An 18,432-nucleotide genomic window follows, 5' to 3' on the forward strand; every position below is an offset into this window, starting at 1 on the left:
TGGTATTAACATCAATCGGGAGGAATAAAGGTGACGTTGGATAAACGGCATTCAAATATTCGGATATTAAAGGAAATTGCTGAATTATTAAATGAGGGAACAGAAGTAAGAGCATTATTATCAGAGGTACTTGCTAAATTACTGCATGTAACCGGATTAGAGACGGGGTGGATTTTTTTAATCCAGCCGAATGGGAGTTATGAGCTAGCAGCAATGGAAAAGCTGCCTCCTGCTTTAACACACAGTGATTATGAACCGATGTGTAAAGGAGATTGCTGGTGTATTGACCGCTATAAAAAGGGAAGGCTGCAAAAAGCAATCAATATTATTGAGTGCAAGAGAATAGAGGATGCACTTCTGGCAAAAAGGAATGATACTAATCATCTCACTCATCATGCAACAGTTCCGCTTCGGGCAGGTGATGAACGCTTTGGTCTTCTTAACGTTGGGGCACCTTATAAAAGTCATTTTTCAGATGAAGAGTTGGCATTATTAGAAGCTATTGCCTTTCAAATAGGAACGGCATTAAAAAGAATGAAACTAACGGAACTTGAGCAGGAAAATGCTCTTACTGCGGAAAGAAATCGATTAGCAAGAGATCTTCATGATTCGGTTAATCAGCTCCTTTTCTCTTTAAGCTTAACGGCAAGGGGCGGTGCTGAAATGGCAAAGGATTCTGAAACAAAGGAAACCTTTTCCTATATTCAAGATTTAGCACAGGAAGCTTTAAGTGAAATGAGAGCATTAATTTGGCAGCTGCGTCCTAGGGGCCTTGAGAATGGAATTACAAGTGCTCTTATTGGTTATGGTCAAATGTTAGGGCTGAAAGTTCGACCGATTGTAAAAGGTGTTGTTTCTTTGCCAAGTAAGGTAGAAGAGGGATTATGGAGAATCGGTCAAGAAGCTCTAGCAAATTGCAAAAAGCATTCAGGGCAAACCAAAGTTGATTTATTTTTAACTATTGAAAATCAAAAATTAGTCATGATTATTTCGGATAGTGGTTATGGATTTTATTATGATCATGTACAAACGATAATTCCTTCGCTCGGTTTAAAAAGTATGAAAGATCGTACTGAGGCGTTAAATGGGCAATTTATACTCCAAAGTTCCCCGAATAGAGGGACGAGAATTGAAATAAGGATACCTATATAAAAGGAGAGGATATTCATGACGATTCGAGTTCTCATTGCAGATGATCATCATGTTGTAAGGCGCGGACTGGTTTTTTTTCTGAAAACTCAACCGGATATTGAAATAGTAGGGGAAGCTCAGCATGGAAAAGAGGCTGTAGAATTGGCAGTCAGCCTAAAGCCAGATATTTTACTAATGGATTTAGAAATGCCTGTTATGAATGGAATTGAAGCAACACGCAAAATAAAAATATTATGTCCAGACATTAAGATTATGATGTTAACAAGCTTTTCTGATCAAGATCATGTTATCCCTGCCATTGAGGCTGGTGCTTCCGGCTATCAATTAAAAGATATTGAACCGGATGAGCTTGTAAAGGCAATTAGACAATTAATGAAAGGAGAATCCCAATTACACCCAAAAGCAACGTCGCATCTTTTAACCCATTTATCAGCTCAAAACAAAGAAGAGAGAAAGCCTTTAGATGCACTGACAAAGAGAGAAATTGATGTCTTGAAGGAAATTGCTAATGGTAAGAGCAATAAAGAGATTGCTGCAGATTTATTTATTACAGAAAAAACTGTTAAAACACATGTCTCCAATCTTCTATCAAAGCTTGAGCTTGCCGATCGGACCCAAGCAGCACTTTTCGCTGTACGTAACGGTTTGATTAGTTAGTATTTTGTTGTTAATTGGAGAGGAAGGAGAGTGCTTACAGCGGAATTCAACAGGGACAAAAAACACGGTCCTCTTTTGGAACCGTGTTTTAAATATTGGTGGAATTCCTGCAAAATCATTTTTAAGGCAACTGGTATAGCGTATCAGACAGTTCGTTAAATGATGAATCATTTGCATGTTCGATGTATCTGAGTAAAGAATATAAATGTTTTTCAATGGTGGAGTAATCTTTTTCGAAATTATAGGCATGCAGAAAGTATTCAATTTTTTTCGAAAGGAATTGATCTTCAGTCCGTACCATCAAAATTAATAAATTATCCCATTCAGACCGATGGGTGTAATATAGCGCTCGGTCATAATCTAATTTATTCATTTGTCCTTTCCTCCTCTTTAAGGAGTTGAGTATAGCTTATGTCTTTCCAAAGAAAATCCGCTCAGTAAATGTTGGACATATTGATTTTAAAGGGTTTTCATCTTTTACCTGTATAAATCCTGAAAAAATAACTCCAGCCTAAATAGATACATAAAAAATCAAGGCATACAGATAATAAAGGAAAAGATATTCTTATTGGAGGAATTTGATGAAAAGGATCTTCTTAATTATTGTGATGGTTGGCTTATTTATGAATACTGGAAATAGGGTATTAGCTAATTCCGAACAGCCAGATTACGAAAAATACGGCCGGATCGCAATCGCAGTTGTTAAAGAGGACTACCCAGGTGAGGCAGTTGTGGAATATCAGTATAAAGGAAGGCAAAAAGTTTCTGAATCAGATGTTATGGATATCTTTACTTTTCAAGTGAAAGAGAATACTAAACCTGTCACAGTAATAGTGAAAATATGGCATAGTCCACAAATTAAAAAGTTTCTAAAAATGACTGTCGAAGAACAAAAGGGGTAAGAGAATATTCATTCTCTTGCCTCTTCTTTTTGAATAAGTTCAACTCCAATTCATCATTCTAACTAATTTTACATAGATTGTGATAAGAACAAAAAGGGGGAGTAGGGAATGATCGAAGAGGAAAGTAAAGAGCTGCAATATGCCATAGAGGAAATTACTGAAATCGCTAAAGGCTTTGGATTAGATTATTATCCGATGCGCTATGAAATTTGTCCGGCAGACATTATCTATACATTCGGTGCCTATGGAATGCCGACACGATTTTCCCATTGGAGCTTTGGCAAACAGTTTTTCAAAATGAAGCTTCACTATGATCTTGGGCTCTCAAAGATTTATGAGCTCGTGATCAACTCTAATCCATGCTATGCCTTTTTGCTCGACTCCAACTCACTGATCCAAAATAAATTAATTGTCGCACATGTCCTAGCTCATTGTGATTTCTTTAAAAATAATGTTCGCTTTCAAAACACAAAACGCGATATGGTAGAAAGTATGGCGGCTACAGCCGAAAGAATTAGACAATATGAAATTTTGCATGGAAAAAAAGAAGTGGAAACCTTTCTTGATGCTGTTCTAGCTATTGAGGAGCATATTGATCCCTCACTAATGCGACCAAAGCTTGCATGGAATATGGATGATATTGAAGAAGAAGAGGAAGAAACAGCTTTATCCTCTCCATATGATGATTTATGGAATCTTGATGATAGAAATAATAAAAAACCTGAACAAAAAAAGAAGAGAAAGAAATTTCCCCCTCAGCCTGAGAAGGATTTACTTTTATTTATCGAAAGCTACAGCAGAGAATTATCAGACTGGCAGCGAGATATCTTAACAATGATGCGAGAAGAAATGCTTTATTTCTGGCCACAGCTCGAAACAAAAATCATGAATGAAGGCTGGGCATCGTACTGGCATCAGCGCATCTTACGAGAAATGGATTTAACGAGTGGAGAGTCATTAGAATTTGCAAAGCTGAATGCTGGCGTCGTCCAGCCATCAAGAACAAGCATAAATCCGTATTATTTAGGCTTAAAGATTTTCGAGGATATAGAAGATCGATATAATAATCCAACAGAAAAGATGAAAAAACGTGGGGTTGAACCAGGATCAGGCAGAGAAAAAATGTTCGAGGTGCGTGAAATCGAATCAGATATATCCTTCTTGCGCAACTATTTAACAAAGGATCTTGTTATGAAGGAGGATATGTATTTATTCCAGAAACAAGGGAAGGATTACAAGGTTGTTGACAAGCAATGGGAAAATGTCCGTGATAAGCTTGTCAATATGCGCGTAAACGGAGGTTTTCCGTATTTAACAGTCAATGACGGGGATTATCTAAAAAATGGAGAGCTATACTTAAAACACTGGTTCGAAGGTATTGAGCTTGACCTCAAATATTTAGAAAAAGTTCTCCCATATATTCACCAGCTATGGGGCAGAAGCGTACACATTGAAACGATCGTAGAAGCTAAAAATATGCTGTTTACCTACGATGGGAAAGGGATTCATCGTAAATATCTATAAAAGACAAAAAACAACGACATCTTCTTAAGTTGTCGTTGTTTTTTGTCCTTTACTAATGTATTGCAGATTTAAATTTACTTCCATGAGCTTCCTGTGTATCCATGATCGTTGTAAAAGCATTTGGATCGATTTCGCCGATAATGCTTTTAAGCTTGGATATTTCTAAGCGGGTAACCACAACGTAGATTACTTCTTTTTCATTGTCTTTAAAGCCGCCCTTGCCCATTAATTTTGTTACACTGCGGCCTAAGCGCCCGATGATAGCGTCGGAGATTTCTTCATAATGGTCAGAAACAATGATGACGGCTTTAGTATCTCCCTCAAAGCCTTGAACAACCGTATCAATCATTTTCGATGCAATATAGTATGTAATAATTGAATACATCGCTTGCTCCCATCCTAATACAAAGCCTGCCCAGCTAAAAACGAAGATATTAAAAAACATGACAAACTCCCCGATAGAAAAAGGAAGCTTTTTTGTCAGTAGGATTCCGAGAATTTCAGTTCCATCTAAAGCTCCGCCATGTCGGATGACAATTCCAACCCCTGTACCTAGTAATAATCCTCCAAACACGGTAGCTAATAAAGGTTCTTGAGTAAATGGTGAGAGATGATGCAATTGAGGTTCTATTATAGCTAATGCAATAATGCCAAAAAGAGAAGAAAAAGCGAAGTTTTTCCCAATTTGTTTATATCCAAAATATAGAAAAGGAACATTAAAAAGAAATACAAGAATTCCAAAACTAATATTTGTTAGATGGTTTACAAGCAAGGAGATACCGATTATTCCTCCATCAATAATGGAATTAGGAATTAAAAACAATTCAATGGATAAGGCAGCTAATGAAGCCCCAACCAATAACATGATGTAACGATAAATAATATGTTTTTTACTTTCTTTCTTATGTGTTTTTTCCATTTTTTACCTTTCCTTTCATATTAGCCAAAAAAAAATATACAGTTTTTATGATGAAATATCAAATGATAAGGTTTTGAAATAAATAATCTATTTCAAAAATAAGCAAAGGTGCGGCAATCATATTGCGGCACCCATGCAGATATCAATGTATCGATTTCTTCTTAAATCGTCCACCTCTAACCTCAGTGATATTAGCTACTGCAAGGAATGCATTAGAATCAAGTTCCTCCACTATTGATTTTAGCTTGGCTTCCTCTAGACGAGTAATCACACAGAAAATGACTTTTTTATCATCTCCAGTGTACGCGCCTTCTCCATTTAAATAGGTAACTCCACGGCCAAGTCTAGCTAATATCGCCTGTCCGATTAATTGGTGATTTTCACTAATAATCCAAGCCGACTTTGATTCATCAAGTCCTTGCATCACAATATCGATTGTTTTATAGGCAATGAAATAAGCTAGAGCAGAATACATGGCACGATCCCACCCAAAAATAAAACCTGCAGACGTAAAAATAAAAACATTGATAAACATGATAATTTCACCAACGGAAAATGGCAGGTTCTTATTCGCAATAATCGCTAAAATTTCCGTTCCATCTAAGGAACCACCATATCGAATGACAATACCTACTCCAGCACCTAAAGTTACTCCACCGAAAACGGTTGCAAGAAGGGGATCTGCCGTAAAAACGGGAACATCATGAAGAAGGGTAGTTGAAACAGAGAGGGCGGTAATCCCTAATAAAGTGGATAGAGCAAAGGTTTTGCCAATTTGTTTATAGCCTACAAAGAAAAAGGGGATATTCAAAATGAAGATAAATAAGCCTAATTTAATGCCAGTTAAATGGGAGAGCATGATGGAAATACCAGTAATGCCTCCATCTAATATTTTGTTTGGTACTAAAAATTCTTCGAGGCTCACAGCCATTAAAACAGAGCCAAGGCATATAAAAAACACGATTTTAGCTATTTTTGCTTTCGATAAGGCTTTATGAATAGTTTGAGAGACTGCATTTTCATTTGATTCGGTCATATTCTTCCTCCAATTTATTTCATATTTTCTCCTTTTATTATAACACTATTTGTTTTTACTCAGTTGATGGAATGATTACCCATGTCGAAAATGTTACAAAAAATTAGTTAAAAAGGAATATATTTTTTATTTCAGAAAGGAATTTTTCATAAAATGTAGAACTTTTATCCTATATCAACGAAGTTAGGAGTGATGCATCATGCAAAAGCAATTGAAAGTATTAATTTGTGATGATTCTGCATTAATAAGGAAAAAACTAAAAAATATATTAGAATTGTGTAAGTGTAAGGAAATAGAAGAAGCTGAAAATGGAGAAGAGGCTGTTCAAAAGGCTAGTTCTTTTCTACCTGATTTGATTTTTATGGACATTGTCATGCCAGGGAAAGATGGTATCGAGGCTTTAGAAGAAATAAAGAAAGAACAACCAAATATTAAAGTAGTCATGGCTTCCTCAGCTGGGACACAGTCTCATTTGAAAAAAGCGCTTGATAAAGGTGCATACGATTTTATCCAAAAGCCAATCACGCTTGAAGCTGTTACTTCAATTATTGAAAAAATTATAAAAGGAGAAAAGGAGGATCCTACCCATGTTTAGTCAATACTTCGGACATTATTTATTAAATAAGGGACTGATTACCTCCGAACAGCTTAAAGCAGCACTGGAGCTTCAAAAAACAACCCATGTGAAATTCGGTGTTATTGCAGTTGATGAAGGCCTGCTGACTACTGCTCAAGTGGAAGAAGTTCATGTAAGGCAAAAACAACAGGATAAACGGTTTGGAGAAATTGCAGTTGAACTAGGGTTTTTAACCAATGAACAAGTGGAGCAAATGCTTAATGTGCAAAAAAGCAATCATTTATTACTTGCTCAAGCGATTGTTGACCAAAATTATATGACGATGGATGAATTCTCAAATGCATTAAATGATTATAAAAAAATGCATCATTTATCTGATGAAAGTTTTGAAGCCATTAAGAATGGTGATATTGATGCGATCGTCAAAAGTATCTTTCATCTAGCCGAAACGGAAAAACAAGAGTATGCTCAATATTTGTCATTATTCGTGAAAAATATGATTCGTTTTATTGATGAGCAAGCATACATCGAATTAAGCCCAGTTACTTCTGAATTGAAGGCAGATTGGCTAGTAACTCAAGAAATAAAGGGAGAAGAAATTTTGCATACAGCGATTGCTGCGGATGAAAAGATTTTCTTAGAGATTGCATCTATCTATGCAGAAGAGGAATTAACAGAGGTAGATGAATTAGCAAAAGCTTCAGTCAGTGAATTTTTAAATTTACATAACGGAATATACTTAGTAAATATGTCTAACTATGGAATTGAATTAGATATGGACCCGCAAACTGTCCAACAAAATGCAATCCTCTCGTTGGATAAAGATCAAAGCATGAACATAACCGTACATACTTCAAAGGGCCATTTTCAATTAGTTCTTTCCAAGCTTCCAAAGCAGGTTGTATTTTCAAGCGCAAATCAAGAAAATCAAGCGGTATAGCAAGATATATGAAGGACTGTTCATTAATTGAGCAGTCCTTCCGCTTTTCTTATATCAGAAAAAATAGTTAAATTGACGGGGTTTATTCATGGTGTTAGAATGTAAAATATTATTTTAGAATTAACTTGACCTGTATATGTCTAGTAATAAGGACTGGACGTTTCTACCGAGCTGCCGTAAATAGCTTGACTACAGAGGAATGAATTTAGCTAACTAAAATATTTAGTAGCTATTTTACTCCCATGTATTTTTGCAGCTTCGCTTAATGCGAGGCTTTTTTTATTTTTATTAGAAGGAGAAGGGCCAATGGATAAGTTTTTTCAGTTCCAAGAAAGAGGTACGTCTTATAAACAGGAAACAATAGCAGGAGTAACGACCTTTTTATCAATGTCTTATATATTAATCGTGAATCCTATCATTTTAAGCCAAGCAGGGATGGATAAGGGTGCGGTGTTTACGGCAACAGCTCTATCAGCCATTATTGGCTCTTTATTAATTGGTCTCCTTGCAAATTACCCTATAGGAATAGCGCCAAGTATGGGGTTGAATTCCTTTTTTACCTTTTCAGTTTGTATAGGCATGGGTATTCCGTGGCAAACTGCACTAACTGGAGTTTTTATATCAGGGATTTTATTTGTTATTTTAAGTCTTCTAAAAATCCGTGAAAAAATAATCAATGTAATTCCTAAAGATTTAAAGCATGCAATAGGAGCAGGAATCGGTTTTTTTATCGCCTTTATTGGTTTAAAGAATGCTGGTCTTATTGTTGGGAATGAAGGCACATTTGTTTCAATCGGAAATTTAAAATCGTCTGGAACGATGTTAGCGATCTTTTGTTTTATACTAACTGTTGTCTTGATTGTAAGGGGAGTTAAAGGAGCTATTTTCTTAGGTATGGCGATTTCTGCAGTCATCGGTATGTTTGCAGGGATTATTGATAAACCAGAAAAAATAATTGGTGCCATTCCAAGTCTTGAGCCAACATTTGGAGAAGTTTTTTTACATCTTGATCAAATCTTTACCCCAAGTATGATAGCCGTTATTTTTACTTTTTTGTTTGTCGCTTTTTTTGATACAGCAGGTGCACTGATTGCTATTGCCAGCCAGGCTGGACTAATGAAAAATAATGAAATACCGAATGCTGGAAAAGCACTTATTGCTGATTCAAGTGCAACGGTGATCGGAGCTATTTTAGGAACATCCACTACTGCCTCAATGATTGAATCCACAGCAGGAATAGCTGCAGGTGGAAGAACTGGTTTCACATCTGTAATAATTTCGGGTTGTTTTATTATTGCGTTATTCTTCTCTCCGTTATTAAGTGTCGTTACAGCAGAGGTTACTGCGCCAGCACTTATCATTGTAGGTGCATTGATGGCAATGGAGGTAAAGAATATCGAGTGGGGAAAAGTTGAGATTGCCATTCCAGTTTTTGCAACGATTCTAATGATGCCATTGACATTTAGTGTAGCAACTGGAATCGCCTTTGGGTTCGTACTTTATCCAATTACCATGCTTGCATTAGGTAAAGCAAAAGCAATTCACCCTATCATGTACGGGTTATGTATTGCATTTATAGGATATTTTATTTATCTATCATAGAATAATTAGACTGCCTATGATTAGGCAGTCTTTTCTATAAAAAATAGAAATCCTGTGGTGCAAGCGCAGGAATAATATCATTATGTCAGTCTTTAATATCATCTTTAATATTTTTCATTAATGCCTTCATTTCATCACGCATTTTTTCGCTATCAATATTGAGATTTTGCTTAATATCCTTAAACGATTGTCCTTCTTTTTTTAACTTGATTACCTCTGCTAAATCCTTATTACTTGCTTTCGCCATTGCGGCACCAATTAAAATAAATCTTAAGTGAACACCTTCATCTAACCAAGCTTGAATTTCACTCTCTGTTTTCCCAGAGAATTCAGCTACTTTTTCGATGACGGTTTCTTTATGCTCTTCTAAAAATTTTTCCTTATGCTCATGGCACTCTTCCTTTAGCTTTTTCATATCAAGTCCGTAGTGCTCTGCGGTTTTTTTCCAGGAGGAATTGTTTTCTTTATAGAACTTTAAGACATCGTCCGTTTTTTTATTTGCGTATTTGGCAATATGCGCGGCTTTGCGAATATCCTTTTTCGAATAGCCTTTGTCCAAAAGACGTTGAAAATCCTCTTTTGTAATAAAGTCATGATGATGTTGTTCCAGTTCTGTGTTCTTATCTGCGTTGGTTGTAAGTGGAGCTTGCCATAGAATTGCTCCAAATAGCATGAAGATTATTGTACAAAGAATCATCTTATTCTTTTTCATTAATTTGCTCTCCTTTTTGACAATAAATAGTTTACTGGTATATCATGTCCAAAAATCACAAACAAATGTGGGAAAAATTGGACTGCTTTTCAAAGAAAAAACGATAAAGTGAAACTTCCATCAGTGGGGGGTTTCTTTCATCCCCCACTGATGGTTAGTTGAACCAATCGGGCCTTTACGGGCAGTTGATCTTCCACTTAGGTTTCTTTAATTCTCTCGCAACCTTGAAGTGGGGGTCTTACTGCCCGTTAATCTGCGATAAAGTAATATTTATTGTAAAATAGAGGAGAGTTCGATTAAATATTAGATAATGGATTCAATATAGGAAGGTGCATTCATTTATGAAAATACTTGTAGTTGAAGATAATGAAAGTGTATGTTCCATGCTAGAAATGTTTTTTATGAAAGAAGGTTATAAAGGAGTATTTGTTCATAATGGTCAAGAGGGCTTCGAGCGATTTAATAAGGAGAAATGGGATTTAATTATTGTTGACTGGATGCTTCCAATTATGGATGGAGTGACACTTTGCAGAAAAATAAGAGAGCTCAGTCAAGTGCCGATTATTATGTTAACTGCAAAGGACAGTGATTCTGATCAGGTACTAGGTCTTGAAATGGGAGCAGATGATTATGTTACTAAACCATTCAGCCCACTCGCTCTTATGGCAAGAATAAAAGCAGTGACTAGACGTTATCAAACGGAAGTCTCAGAGAAGGATGAGGGAAATGTTATTACAAGCCAATATTTTAGAATTAGTAAGGATTCGCGAGAGGTTTATTATAACGGCCACCTTCTTTCAAATCTAACCCCTAAGGAATTTGATATGCTCTATTACTTTGTGAAAAATCCAAAGCAGGTTTTTTCAAGGGAGCAGCTATTAGATCGTGTTTGGGGCTATCAATTTTATGGGGATGAGCGCACTGTGGATGTCCATATCAAACGCTTAAGAAAAAAGATTGGAACGCCTCAGCAGCCATTTATCCAAACAGTATGGGGAATCGGCTATAAATTTGATGAAACGGTGGCTGGTAATGAAGATTAAATTTTTCTACCAGCTCCTAATAAGTCATATTAGTATTCTCATTCTAGCCTTTATCATTTTAACTCTGTCATTTTCACAATTTGTAGAAAGTTATATTTTTCAAAACAAGGTGGAGGAACTAGAAGCGTACGGGGATCAAATATTAGAAGAATTGACTGTTCGCATGGAGGGGGACGAGCAATTCCTAGCTGAGTATAGTCAGCTGTTAGATACTAGACATATTAAATATCTCCTTTTTAATAATGAGGGAAAAGTTGTTTACCCAAAATTACAAAGCTCGCCATTAATACAGTTAACCGAGAGTGAGTGGAAAGAAATATCAAAAGGAAATAAAGTGTCGGTAAAGCATGATATTAAAAGGTTTGGTCAAGAAGTGTCTCTTGTAGCTATACCGCTTATGCAAGGGGATAAGTTGACAGGGGGAATCCTATTGCTGTCACCTATTACAGGGACAATGAAAATGATCAGCCAATTAAATAAGTTCTTATTGTACACGATTGTTATCTCATTATCGGCATCGATTTTGATAAGTCTTGTATTTTCCAAAAGTTTAATCAAACGAATTAAGGATATTCGTAATGCCACTTCGATGATATCAGCAGGAAATTATGATGTTCATGTTCCAGATACTTCCGTGGATGAAATTGGACAGCTTGCTAAAGATTTTAATGAAATGGTGGAAAAATTAAAGGGATCCAATGAGGAAATTGAGCGGCTGGAAAATAGACGGAGGAAATTTATTGCGGATGTGTCTCACGAAATGCGTACGCCACTAACAACAATTAGCGGTGTTGCAGAAGGGATTAAAAATCAATTAATTCCAGAAGAGGATATCGGGAGAGGAATGGATTTAATTGATCGTGAAGCAAAAAGATTAATTCGCCTTGTGAATGAAAATTTAGATTATGAAAAGATTCGTTCCAATCAACTTAAGCTAAATAAAGTGGAAATAAACTTAGCTGAAGTGCTCGAGATTGTGGAAGATCAATTAATCATGCAGGCGATGGAGAAAAATAATCAAATAACTGTTTCATGTGATGATCACATTATGGTATTTGCTGATTACGATCGACTTATCCAAATTTTAATTAATATTGTTAAGAACAGTAATCAATTCACAGAAAATGGACAAATTATCCTGAAAGGGAAAGAGGATGAGGAGAAAACCATCATAGAAATTGAGGATAATGGAATAGGGATTGATCCAGAAGAAATTGAGTCTATCTGGCATCGTTTTTATAAAGCCGATGTCTCAAGAACTGGACAATCGTTTGGTGAATTTGGAATTGGATTATCCATTGTAAAGCAGCTTGTCCATCTGCATAATGGAAATATAGAAGTTAGTAGTATAAAAGGGGAAGGCACGAAATTTACAATTCGCATTCCTATGAAGTAAAAAAGAAAGGGTGTCTCTAAGCCGAAAAATCGACATGGGAGACACCCTTTGTTAATTAGATTTAGTGACATCTTAAACAACTTGTGATTCTGTTAACGGAAGTGGTGGTGACTTCTCATCATTATTTTGCTTTGTTACCTCAATATATTTAATATGATGGTCTTCCATATCCACAATCTTGAAAGCGAAAGAATCTAAAGGAATTACATCTCCTTGCTTAGCTTCATAATTCTCCGTTAAAATCCATCCACCAATTGTATCTACATCTTCATCATTGATATCAATACCAAGTAAGTCACTTACTTCACTTACAAGCACTTTGGAATCGATTATATAATGGTCTTCACTTATTTTCCGAACTTCAGGGACCTCATCCATGTCGAACTCATCACGAATTTCCCCTACAATTTCTTCAAGAATATCTTCAACTGTCACAAGTCCAGAAGTACCTCCATACTCATCCATTAGGATGGCCATATGAATTCTTTCTTTTTGCATTTTAAGAAGAAGATCATGAATTGGTATTGTATCAATTACGCGTATTATTGGGCGTGTATAATCTTCGAGCTTATTCGAAGTGACTTGCCTATTCTTTATTAAGTCAGTCATCACTTCCTTAATATTAACCATTCCGATAATATGGTCCTTATCGCCGTCAATAATAGGATAGCGAGTGAACTTTTCTTCATAAACAGTTTGTAAAAACTCTTCTAATATATCATCCTTCGAGAAAGAAACGATTTCTGTTCGTGGAACCATTATTTCTTTCGCAATTCGGTCATCAAAATCAAAGATTTTATTTACATACTTAAACTCTGATTGGTTGATTTCGCCACTTTGATAGCTTTCAGATAAAATAATGCGAAGTTCTTCCTCTGAGTGAGCTAGTTCGTGTTCGTTTGCAGGCTTTAAGCCAAATAATCCAGTAATAAAACGTGCTGAGCCATTCAACGCCTTGATGAATGGATACATTAGTTTATAAAACAAAATTAATGGCCTTGCTGTCATTAATGCAACGAATTCAGCTTTCTGAATGGCAAGCGTCTTAGGTGCTAGCTCTCCTACAACCACATGTAAGAAGGTAATCAATACAAAGGCAAGGCCGATAGAAAGGATATGTGAAGCGGAACTTGGAATATTTAGTTCGCCAAAAAATGTATGGAGAATATGAGCAATCGTTTCTTCTCCAAGCCACCCAATCCCTAACGCAGTAATCGTAATTCCCAGCTGACAGGCTGATAAATATTCGTCGAGATTGCTAATCACTTTCTTTACTTGTATTGCACTTTTATTTCCTTCTTCAACTAACTGATCAATCCTTGAACTTCTAATTTTAACAATGGCAAATTCTGAAGTAACAAAAAATGCCGTCAAAGCAATTAAAATGGCAATAATAACCAAGTTTAATATGTCCAAATAAGTTCCCTTAGCCGAAAATATTCGGGTAAGGAGTCACCTCCTGATAATATGGAAAATAGATTAACTCGTTAAGCTTACAAGGGACTTAATTAATGTTGTTCCTTCTGTATTAAGCTTTTTAGAGAGGTCACCTATTTGCTCTTCATCCAAGCAATTAATTAATGGAAGCAATACAGTTATCTCGTTATGAAGCTGCTTAATTTGCTGGGTTACTGCAGCAATTTGCCTCTCTACATCCCTTGTATGCATAATGGTATTTGATTTTAATTCTAGCTTTCTCTTAATCTCATCTAGCGGAATATGCATATTCTTGCATTCCTCTATAAATCTAAGATCTATAAGGACTTCCTCGGAATACATACGATAGTTTGATTTTGTACGATGGGCTTGAATTAGCCCTATATTTGTATAATAATCAATGGTTCGTTTCGAAAGGTTTGCAATATTCGCTAATTCGCCAATACGATAAACAGCCCCATCAAATCACCCCAATATAAAAATTTTTACTCACTCGTTTCTTGAGTATAGCTTCCTAAATTTATTATATGTTACATAAAACCATACAGTCAAACGTAACAGTTTTGATAAGATTAATTACTTTAATTTATTTTAAAAAAACGGCAAATATGATTTGAATTTTCAGATAATAAATAAAAGCAAATCAAAATGGATCTCATAAAAAATGATGTAGCTAGTAAAAATGGCTATTCATTTAGTATTTAAGATCCATTGGTGAATCTGCTTCTGCTTTTTTTACTTCAACATATAAAATATGATGACCTTCTATTTCCTTAATTATGAATTGAAACCCTTCATGTTCAATGGCATCCCCCTTCTCCAGATCAAATTTTTGGGTAAGAATCCATCCCCCAATTGTATCTACCTCAACTTCATCCAAATTCGTTCCAAGTAAATCATTGGTTTCTGAAATAAGGAGCTTAGCGTCTAAAATATAGTGGTCTTTGTCAATCTTTTGCACGAATGGAAGTTCATCCGTATCGAACTCATCACGAATTTCTCCTACTATTTCCTCTAGGATATCCTCTGCAGTTACTAGTCCAGCAGTACCTCCATACTCATCAAATAATATCGCCATATGAGAGCGATTTTTTTGCATCATTAGAAGTAGGTCGTGAATAGGGATTGTTTCAATTACCTTTATTACCGGTTTTATATATTGAATGATTGGCTTTTCTTCTTGGCATTTTTTTCGTATACAGTCTGTAAGGATTTCTTTAACATTGATTAGGCCAAGTATCGTATCTTTATCCCCGCCAGTAACAGGATATCTTGTATATCTTTCATTCATGATAACCTCTAGAACTTCAGACAGAGTGGCATTCTCATCTAAACTGATAATTTCTGTTCGCGGTACCATGATCTCCTTAGCAATACGATTATCAAATTCAAAAATATTGTTTACGTATTTATACTCAGATTGATTAATTTGGCCACTTTTCAAGCTTTCTGAAAGGATAATTCTTAATTCTTCTTCAGAGTGAGCTATTTCATGTTCAGATACTGGCTTTAATCCAAATAAGCCGGTTACAAATCTAGCTGAACTGTTTAATGCCCATATAAATGGAAACATAATTTTATAAAACCAAATTAATGGCTTTGCGAAGCTTAAAGTAATGGCTTCTGCTTTCTGAATGGCAAATGTTTTTGGGGCTAACTCGCCAATGACAACATGTAAAAATGTTACAACAGAAAATGCAATCATAAATGAGAGAATCTGGGTAATCGAAGGCTGTAAATCAATCTTTTCAAAAACAGGTCTTAAAAGCCTTTCGATCGTTGGTTCACCAAGCCAGCCTAGACCTAAAGCAGTGATCGTGATTCCGAGCTGGCAAGCTGATAAATATTCATCAAGATTGGAAATCACTTTTTTAGCTGCATTGGCTTTCATGTTACCCTCAGCAATTAATTGATCAATACGTGATGACCGTATTTTCACCATTGCAAATTCAGATGCAACAAAAAAGGCAGTTAAAGCAATTAAAATGAAAAGAAGAAAAAGATTGAGTAACATCATTAATTCCTCACAAAGTATGTAAGGCATTTTCACCTCCTTAAAGGTACTTTTCCCGAAACTATATTTTTTTATTTGATACATTAAGAAAGTATAAATTGTCAGCGTAGAAGACGTTTCGACGCAGCTGCCAATTTTAGGAATTAAGTATAAGTGCAACTACGTCTCTGTCATCGCCTTTCCAAGGCTCGTCAATCGGCGAGTTTTCTTTAAAACATGTCCTCTTGAATCTCTTTTGAGCTAATAATTACGCCATGATCATCAAAATACAAAAAGAAGGATCCTCACAAGGGTCCTTCTTTTTGTAAGGATCTTTTCGCATATATTGTTGCTTTTGCCTTCAAATTTTGCCCGTTGATTTCCGCTGCGGTCACTTGCTTTCCGCGGGGAGAGACGTGAGCCTCCTCGGCGCTTGCGCCTGTGGGGTCTCACGCTTCCCTCCATTCCCGCAGGAGTCAAGTGCCCTCCGCTCCAATCAACTCAGATAGTTAAATAAAAAGTGCATTAAAAACAAAAAACTTTACGAAAACAACCTTTTGTAATTTTAATTTTTTTAGCTTTTCCAATCACGGGCAAGCATTCCGTATACGACAAGATCGTGAAAATGATTATACAGGTTTTCACCGTCACGAATAATTCCTTCCTGTACAAAACCTAATCTTTCTGGGATTGCTCTGCTCTTTTTATTCCCAACACCACAGCGGATTTCAATCCTATTTAGATTTAAATCTAAAAAGGCATAATTGACAAGAGCTTGTACGGTTTTCGTCATAATGCCTTTGCCTTCAAATCCTTTAGCAAGATAGTAGCCAATACTTGTTTGTCTGTTATTCCAATCAATTTGATGAAAACCAGCACAGCCAACAAGCTCGCCATTATAACGAATTCCGGCATTATAACCGTTATTTTCAGCGAGTGATTTTAGCCACATAGGGATAATCGAATGATATTGTATGGGAGATGTCATGTTATCAACCCATGGAAGCCACTGTCTTAAATGGTTTCGATTAGAATTGACAAGATGATAAAGCTCTTCAGAATGATGGAGTTGAAATAACTGCAATTCAATATCTTCATCAACTTTTAATACAAACACAGCAAACTCTCCTTTTTTGCAATAATTAGAAGTATATCCAATCATAAAACGAAAACCTGGGAATGTACACAAAATTATTCGAAAAAAGGAAAATTCAGATTTAAATCTATTTTTTACTGGCTTTAAACGTTGATCAATCTAGAAAAAACAGTTGATTTAAACATTTATTGGGTCCGACTGATTAGTATTCGATTCGGCAATAGGAAGGGTAATACTGAAAACGGTTAACTCTTCATGTGTTTCACATTCAAGATTGCCTTTGTGCTTCTCAATTATTTCTTTACAGACAAATAGCCCAAGGCCCGTCCCCAGTGATTTTGTCGTAACAAATGGTTCGAAGATTGACTGGACAAGATGCTGTGGAATTTTAGGTCCATTATTAGCGATCTCAAGCTTTATATAGGAATTATCTAAGGAATGACTAGTAATTTTGATCAGAGGGTCTGTTGTATCCATATGCAATACGTCAATTGCATTAAAAATAATATTGATTAGAACCTGTCTGATTTCATCTGCATAACCCCATAGATGGATTTCCTCATCGAGATGTTTAACAATTTTAACTTTGCCATCTAAAATACTTGGATATAGGAAAACTAATACTTCCTCAATCATTTCATTAAATGAAAAGAAAACTTTCTCTTTGCCAATCAATTCTTTCTTAGATAGTAAGAGGAACTGTGAAATACGAAAATTCAATTGGTCTAATTCAATTGAAATGATATCTAAATACTTCATGTTTTGATTTTCAGCCTTTAGCAATTGAATGAAGCCTTGTACAGAGGTAAGTGGGTTACGAAACTCGTGGATGAAACTAGAGGTCATCTGCCCTAACAACGTAAGTCGATCTTTATGGCTCGTATCGATAAACTTAGTCTTTTCCTCAATAATCTGATTTTTTACATCACTGTAATAGGATACAGAAAAATATAAAAACTGATCAAAGCAAAATTGGATATTTTGCGTATACTCCTGAATTTCCTGCCAATCAAGATTCATTTGATTTAGACTTTCTTGGAAGATGGAGCGGGCAAGATTTACATTGTATACAAAATCTCCAATATTCATTCCGGCTTTTACACGTTGATCCGCAATTGAAATTGAAAAAGAACGAATGATCTTTTTTAAATCATCCCTTTTTTTTGTAAAGCATTGAGTAAGAAGGTAAAATAACACTTCACCATTTTCCTTCATTCTATCTTTAAAAGGATCATTAGACGAAACTAATATTTTCTGTTCCCAGTCAGTCAGCATTTTTTCCTTCTCACTTTGAAAAAGCTCAACTACAATACTATTTGTCTGTGTTAACATTTTTCTCTCCATTCCTTATTCTTTAATATCTTTCATATTTATATAAACTTCTATCTTTTTTTGAAATTTCCTTTGTCGAAATAAAACGAATAAAAAAACAGTTCTTCGAGCCTA

18 protein-coding genes and 1 riboswitch are annotated in these 18,432 nt (G+C 35.6%); of the genes, 9 read left to right on the forward strand and 9 right to left on the reverse strand.

Annotation, left to right across the window (positions count from 1 at the left end):
• Positions 1 to 30: 30 nt before the first annotated feature.
• Both FSZ17_RS07375 and FSZ17_RS07380 read left to right on the forward strand, forming a co-directional pair.
• A complete protein-coding gene (locus FSZ17_RS07375; protein WP_146846416.1) occupies positions 31 to 1,152 on the forward strand; it encodes a GAF domain-containing sensor histidine kinase in 1,122 nt (373 codons plus the stop codon).
• Positions 1,153 to 1,167: 15 nt separating this feature from the next.
• Positions 1,168 to 1,809: a response regulator gene (locus tag FSZ17_RS07380; protein ID WP_057774646.1), complete on the forward strand. Its 642-nt coding sequence runs from the start codon at positions 1,168 to 1,170 to the stop codon at positions 1,807 to 1,809.
• A gap of 121 nt (positions 1,810 to 1,930) precedes the next feature.
• On the opposite strand, the gene FSZ17_RS07385 is transcribed toward FSZ17_RS07380, so the two are convergent.
• Positions 1,931 to 2,182, reverse strand: coding sequence for a YhdB family protein (locus FSZ17_RS07385; RefSeq protein ID WP_057774645.1), 252 nt, complete (start codon positions 2,180 to 2,182; stop codon positions 1,931 to 1,933).
• Between the two features lie 208 nt (positions 2,183 to 2,390).
• Between FSZ17_RS07385 and FSZ17_RS07390 the strand changes: the two genes are divergently transcribed.
• The gene (locus tag FSZ17_RS07390) at positions 2,391 to 2,711 is read left to right on the forward strand and encodes a DUF3889 domain-containing protein (protein ID WP_057774642.1); all 321 of its coding nucleotides are present in this window, start codon (positions 2,391 to 2,393) and stop codon (positions 2,709 to 2,711) included.
• A 108-nt stretch (positions 2,712 to 2,819) separates the two neighbouring features.
• Entirely contained in the window at positions 2,820 to 4,235 is a 1,416-nt protein-coding gene (locus FSZ17_RS07395; protein WP_057774640.1) for a SpoVR family protein, read from the forward strand.
• Positions 4,236 to 4,287: 52 nt separating this feature from the next.
• Here the strand turns inward: FSZ17_RS07395 and FSZ17_RS07400 are convergent, their stop codons facing one another.
• Positions 4,288 to 5,154: a YitT family protein gene (locus FSZ17_RS07400; RefSeq protein ID WP_057774635.1), complete on the reverse strand. Its 867-nt coding sequence runs from the start codon at positions 5,152 to 5,154 to the stop codon at positions 4,288 to 4,290.
• A gap of 142 nt (positions 5,155 to 5,296) precedes the next feature.
• Positions 5,297 to 6,190 (reverse strand): YitT family protein, encoded by an 894-nt coding sequence (locus FSZ17_RS07405; protein ID WP_057774632.1) that lies wholly within the window; start codon positions 6,188 to 6,190, stop codon positions 5,297 to 5,299.
• A gap of 199 nt (positions 6,191 to 6,389) precedes the next feature.
• Between FSZ17_RS07405 and FSZ17_RS07410 the strand changes: the two genes are divergently transcribed.
• From FSZ17_RS07410 to FSZ17_RS07420, 3 genes are all read left to right on the forward strand, one after another.
• Positions 6,390 to 6,785 carry a response regulator gene (locus FSZ17_RS07410; RefSeq protein WP_082625330.1) on the forward strand — a complete coding sequence of 132 codons (396 nt, stop codon included), beginning with the start codon at positions 6,390 to 6,392 and terminating at the stop codon, positions 6,783 to 6,785.
• On the forward strand, positions 6,778 to 7,707 hold the full coding sequence (locus tag FSZ17_RS07415) for a cyclic di-GMP-binding domain-containing protein, MshE-related (RefSeq protein WP_057774626.1): 930 nt from the start codon (positions 6,778 to 6,780) through the stop codon (positions 7,705 to 7,707). The genes FSZ17_RS07410 and FSZ17_RS07415 overlap by 8 nt, the downstream gene beginning before the upstream one ends.
• Before the next feature lie 110 nt (positions 7,708 to 7,817).
• Positions 7,818 to 7,919, forward strand: a riboswitch (purine riboswitch).
• Between the two features lie 94 nt (positions 7,920 to 8,013).
• Positions 8,014 to 9,309 carry an NCS2 family permease gene (locus FSZ17_RS07420; protein ID WP_057774624.1) on the forward strand — a complete coding sequence of 432 codons (1,296 nt, stop codon included), beginning with the start codon at positions 8,014 to 8,016 and terminating at the stop codon, positions 9,307 to 9,309.
• Between the two features lie 85 nt (positions 9,310 to 9,394).
• On the opposite strand, the gene FSZ17_RS07425 is transcribed toward FSZ17_RS07420, so the two are convergent.
• Positions 9,395 to 10,021 (reverse strand): hypothetical protein, encoded by a 627-nt coding sequence (locus FSZ17_RS07425; protein WP_057774621.1) that lies wholly within the window; start codon positions 10,019 to 10,021, stop codon positions 9,395 to 9,397.
• A 341-nt stretch (positions 10,022 to 10,362) separates the two neighbouring features.
• Between FSZ17_RS07425 and FSZ17_RS07430 the strand changes: the two genes are divergently transcribed.
• Together FSZ17_RS07430 and FSZ17_RS07435 are read left to right on the forward strand one after the other, a co-directional pair.
• Positions 10,363 to 11,064: a response regulator transcription factor gene (locus FSZ17_RS07430; protein ID WP_057774618.1), complete on the forward strand. Its 702-nt coding sequence runs from the start codon at positions 10,363 to 10,365 to the stop codon at positions 11,062 to 11,064.
• On the forward strand, positions 11,054 to 12,460 hold the full coding sequence (locus FSZ17_RS07435) for a sensor histidine kinase (protein WP_057774616.1): 1,407 nt from the start codon (positions 11,054 to 11,056) through the stop codon (positions 12,458 to 12,460). The genes FSZ17_RS07430 and FSZ17_RS07435 overlap by 11 nt, the downstream gene beginning before the upstream one ends.
• A gap of 72 nt (positions 12,461 to 12,532) precedes the next feature.
• Here FSZ17_RS07435 and FSZ17_RS07440 read toward each other — a convergent pair whose 3' ends face one another.
• The 5 genes from FSZ17_RS07440 to FSZ17_RS07460 all read right to left on the reverse strand — a co-directional run bounded on the left by FSZ17_RS07440 (position 12,533) and on the right by FSZ17_RS07460 (position 18,318).
• Positions 12,533 to 13,876, reverse strand: coding sequence for a hemolysin family protein (locus tag FSZ17_RS07440; RefSeq protein ID WP_057774613.1), 1,344 nt, complete (start codon positions 13,874 to 13,876; stop codon positions 12,533 to 12,535).
• Between the two features lie 63 nt (positions 13,877 to 13,939).
• Positions 13,940 to 14,341 carry a MerR family transcriptional regulator gene (locus FSZ17_RS07445; protein WP_082625329.1) on the reverse strand — a complete coding sequence of 134 codons (402 nt, stop codon included), beginning with the start codon at positions 14,339 to 14,341 and terminating at the stop codon, positions 13,940 to 13,942.
• Positions 14,342 to 14,591: 250 nt separating this feature from the next.
• Positions 14,592 to 15,914, reverse strand: coding sequence for a hemolysin family protein (locus FSZ17_RS07450; RefSeq protein ID WP_057774873.1), 1,323 nt, complete (start codon positions 15,912 to 15,914; stop codon positions 14,592 to 14,594).
• A gap of 550 nt (positions 15,915 to 16,464) precedes the next feature.
• On the reverse strand, positions 16,465 to 17,007 hold the full coding sequence (locus FSZ17_RS07455; RefSeq protein ID WP_057774608.1) for a GNAT family N-acetyltransferase: 543 nt from the start codon (positions 17,005 to 17,007) through the stop codon (positions 16,465 to 16,467).
• A gap of 156 nt (positions 17,008 to 17,163) precedes the next feature.
• Positions 17,164 to 18,318, reverse strand: coding sequence for a histidine kinase N-terminal domain-containing protein (locus FSZ17_RS07460; RefSeq protein WP_057774604.1), 1,155 nt, complete (start codon positions 18,316 to 18,318; stop codon positions 17,164 to 17,166).
• Positions 18,319 to 18,432 lie beyond the last annotated feature (114 nt).

Origin of the sequence: Cytobacillus dafuensis, from assembly GCF_007995155.1 — a bacterium.
GTDB lineage: Bacteria > Bacillota > Bacilli > Bacillales > Cytobacillaceae > Cytobacillus > Cytobacillus dafuensis.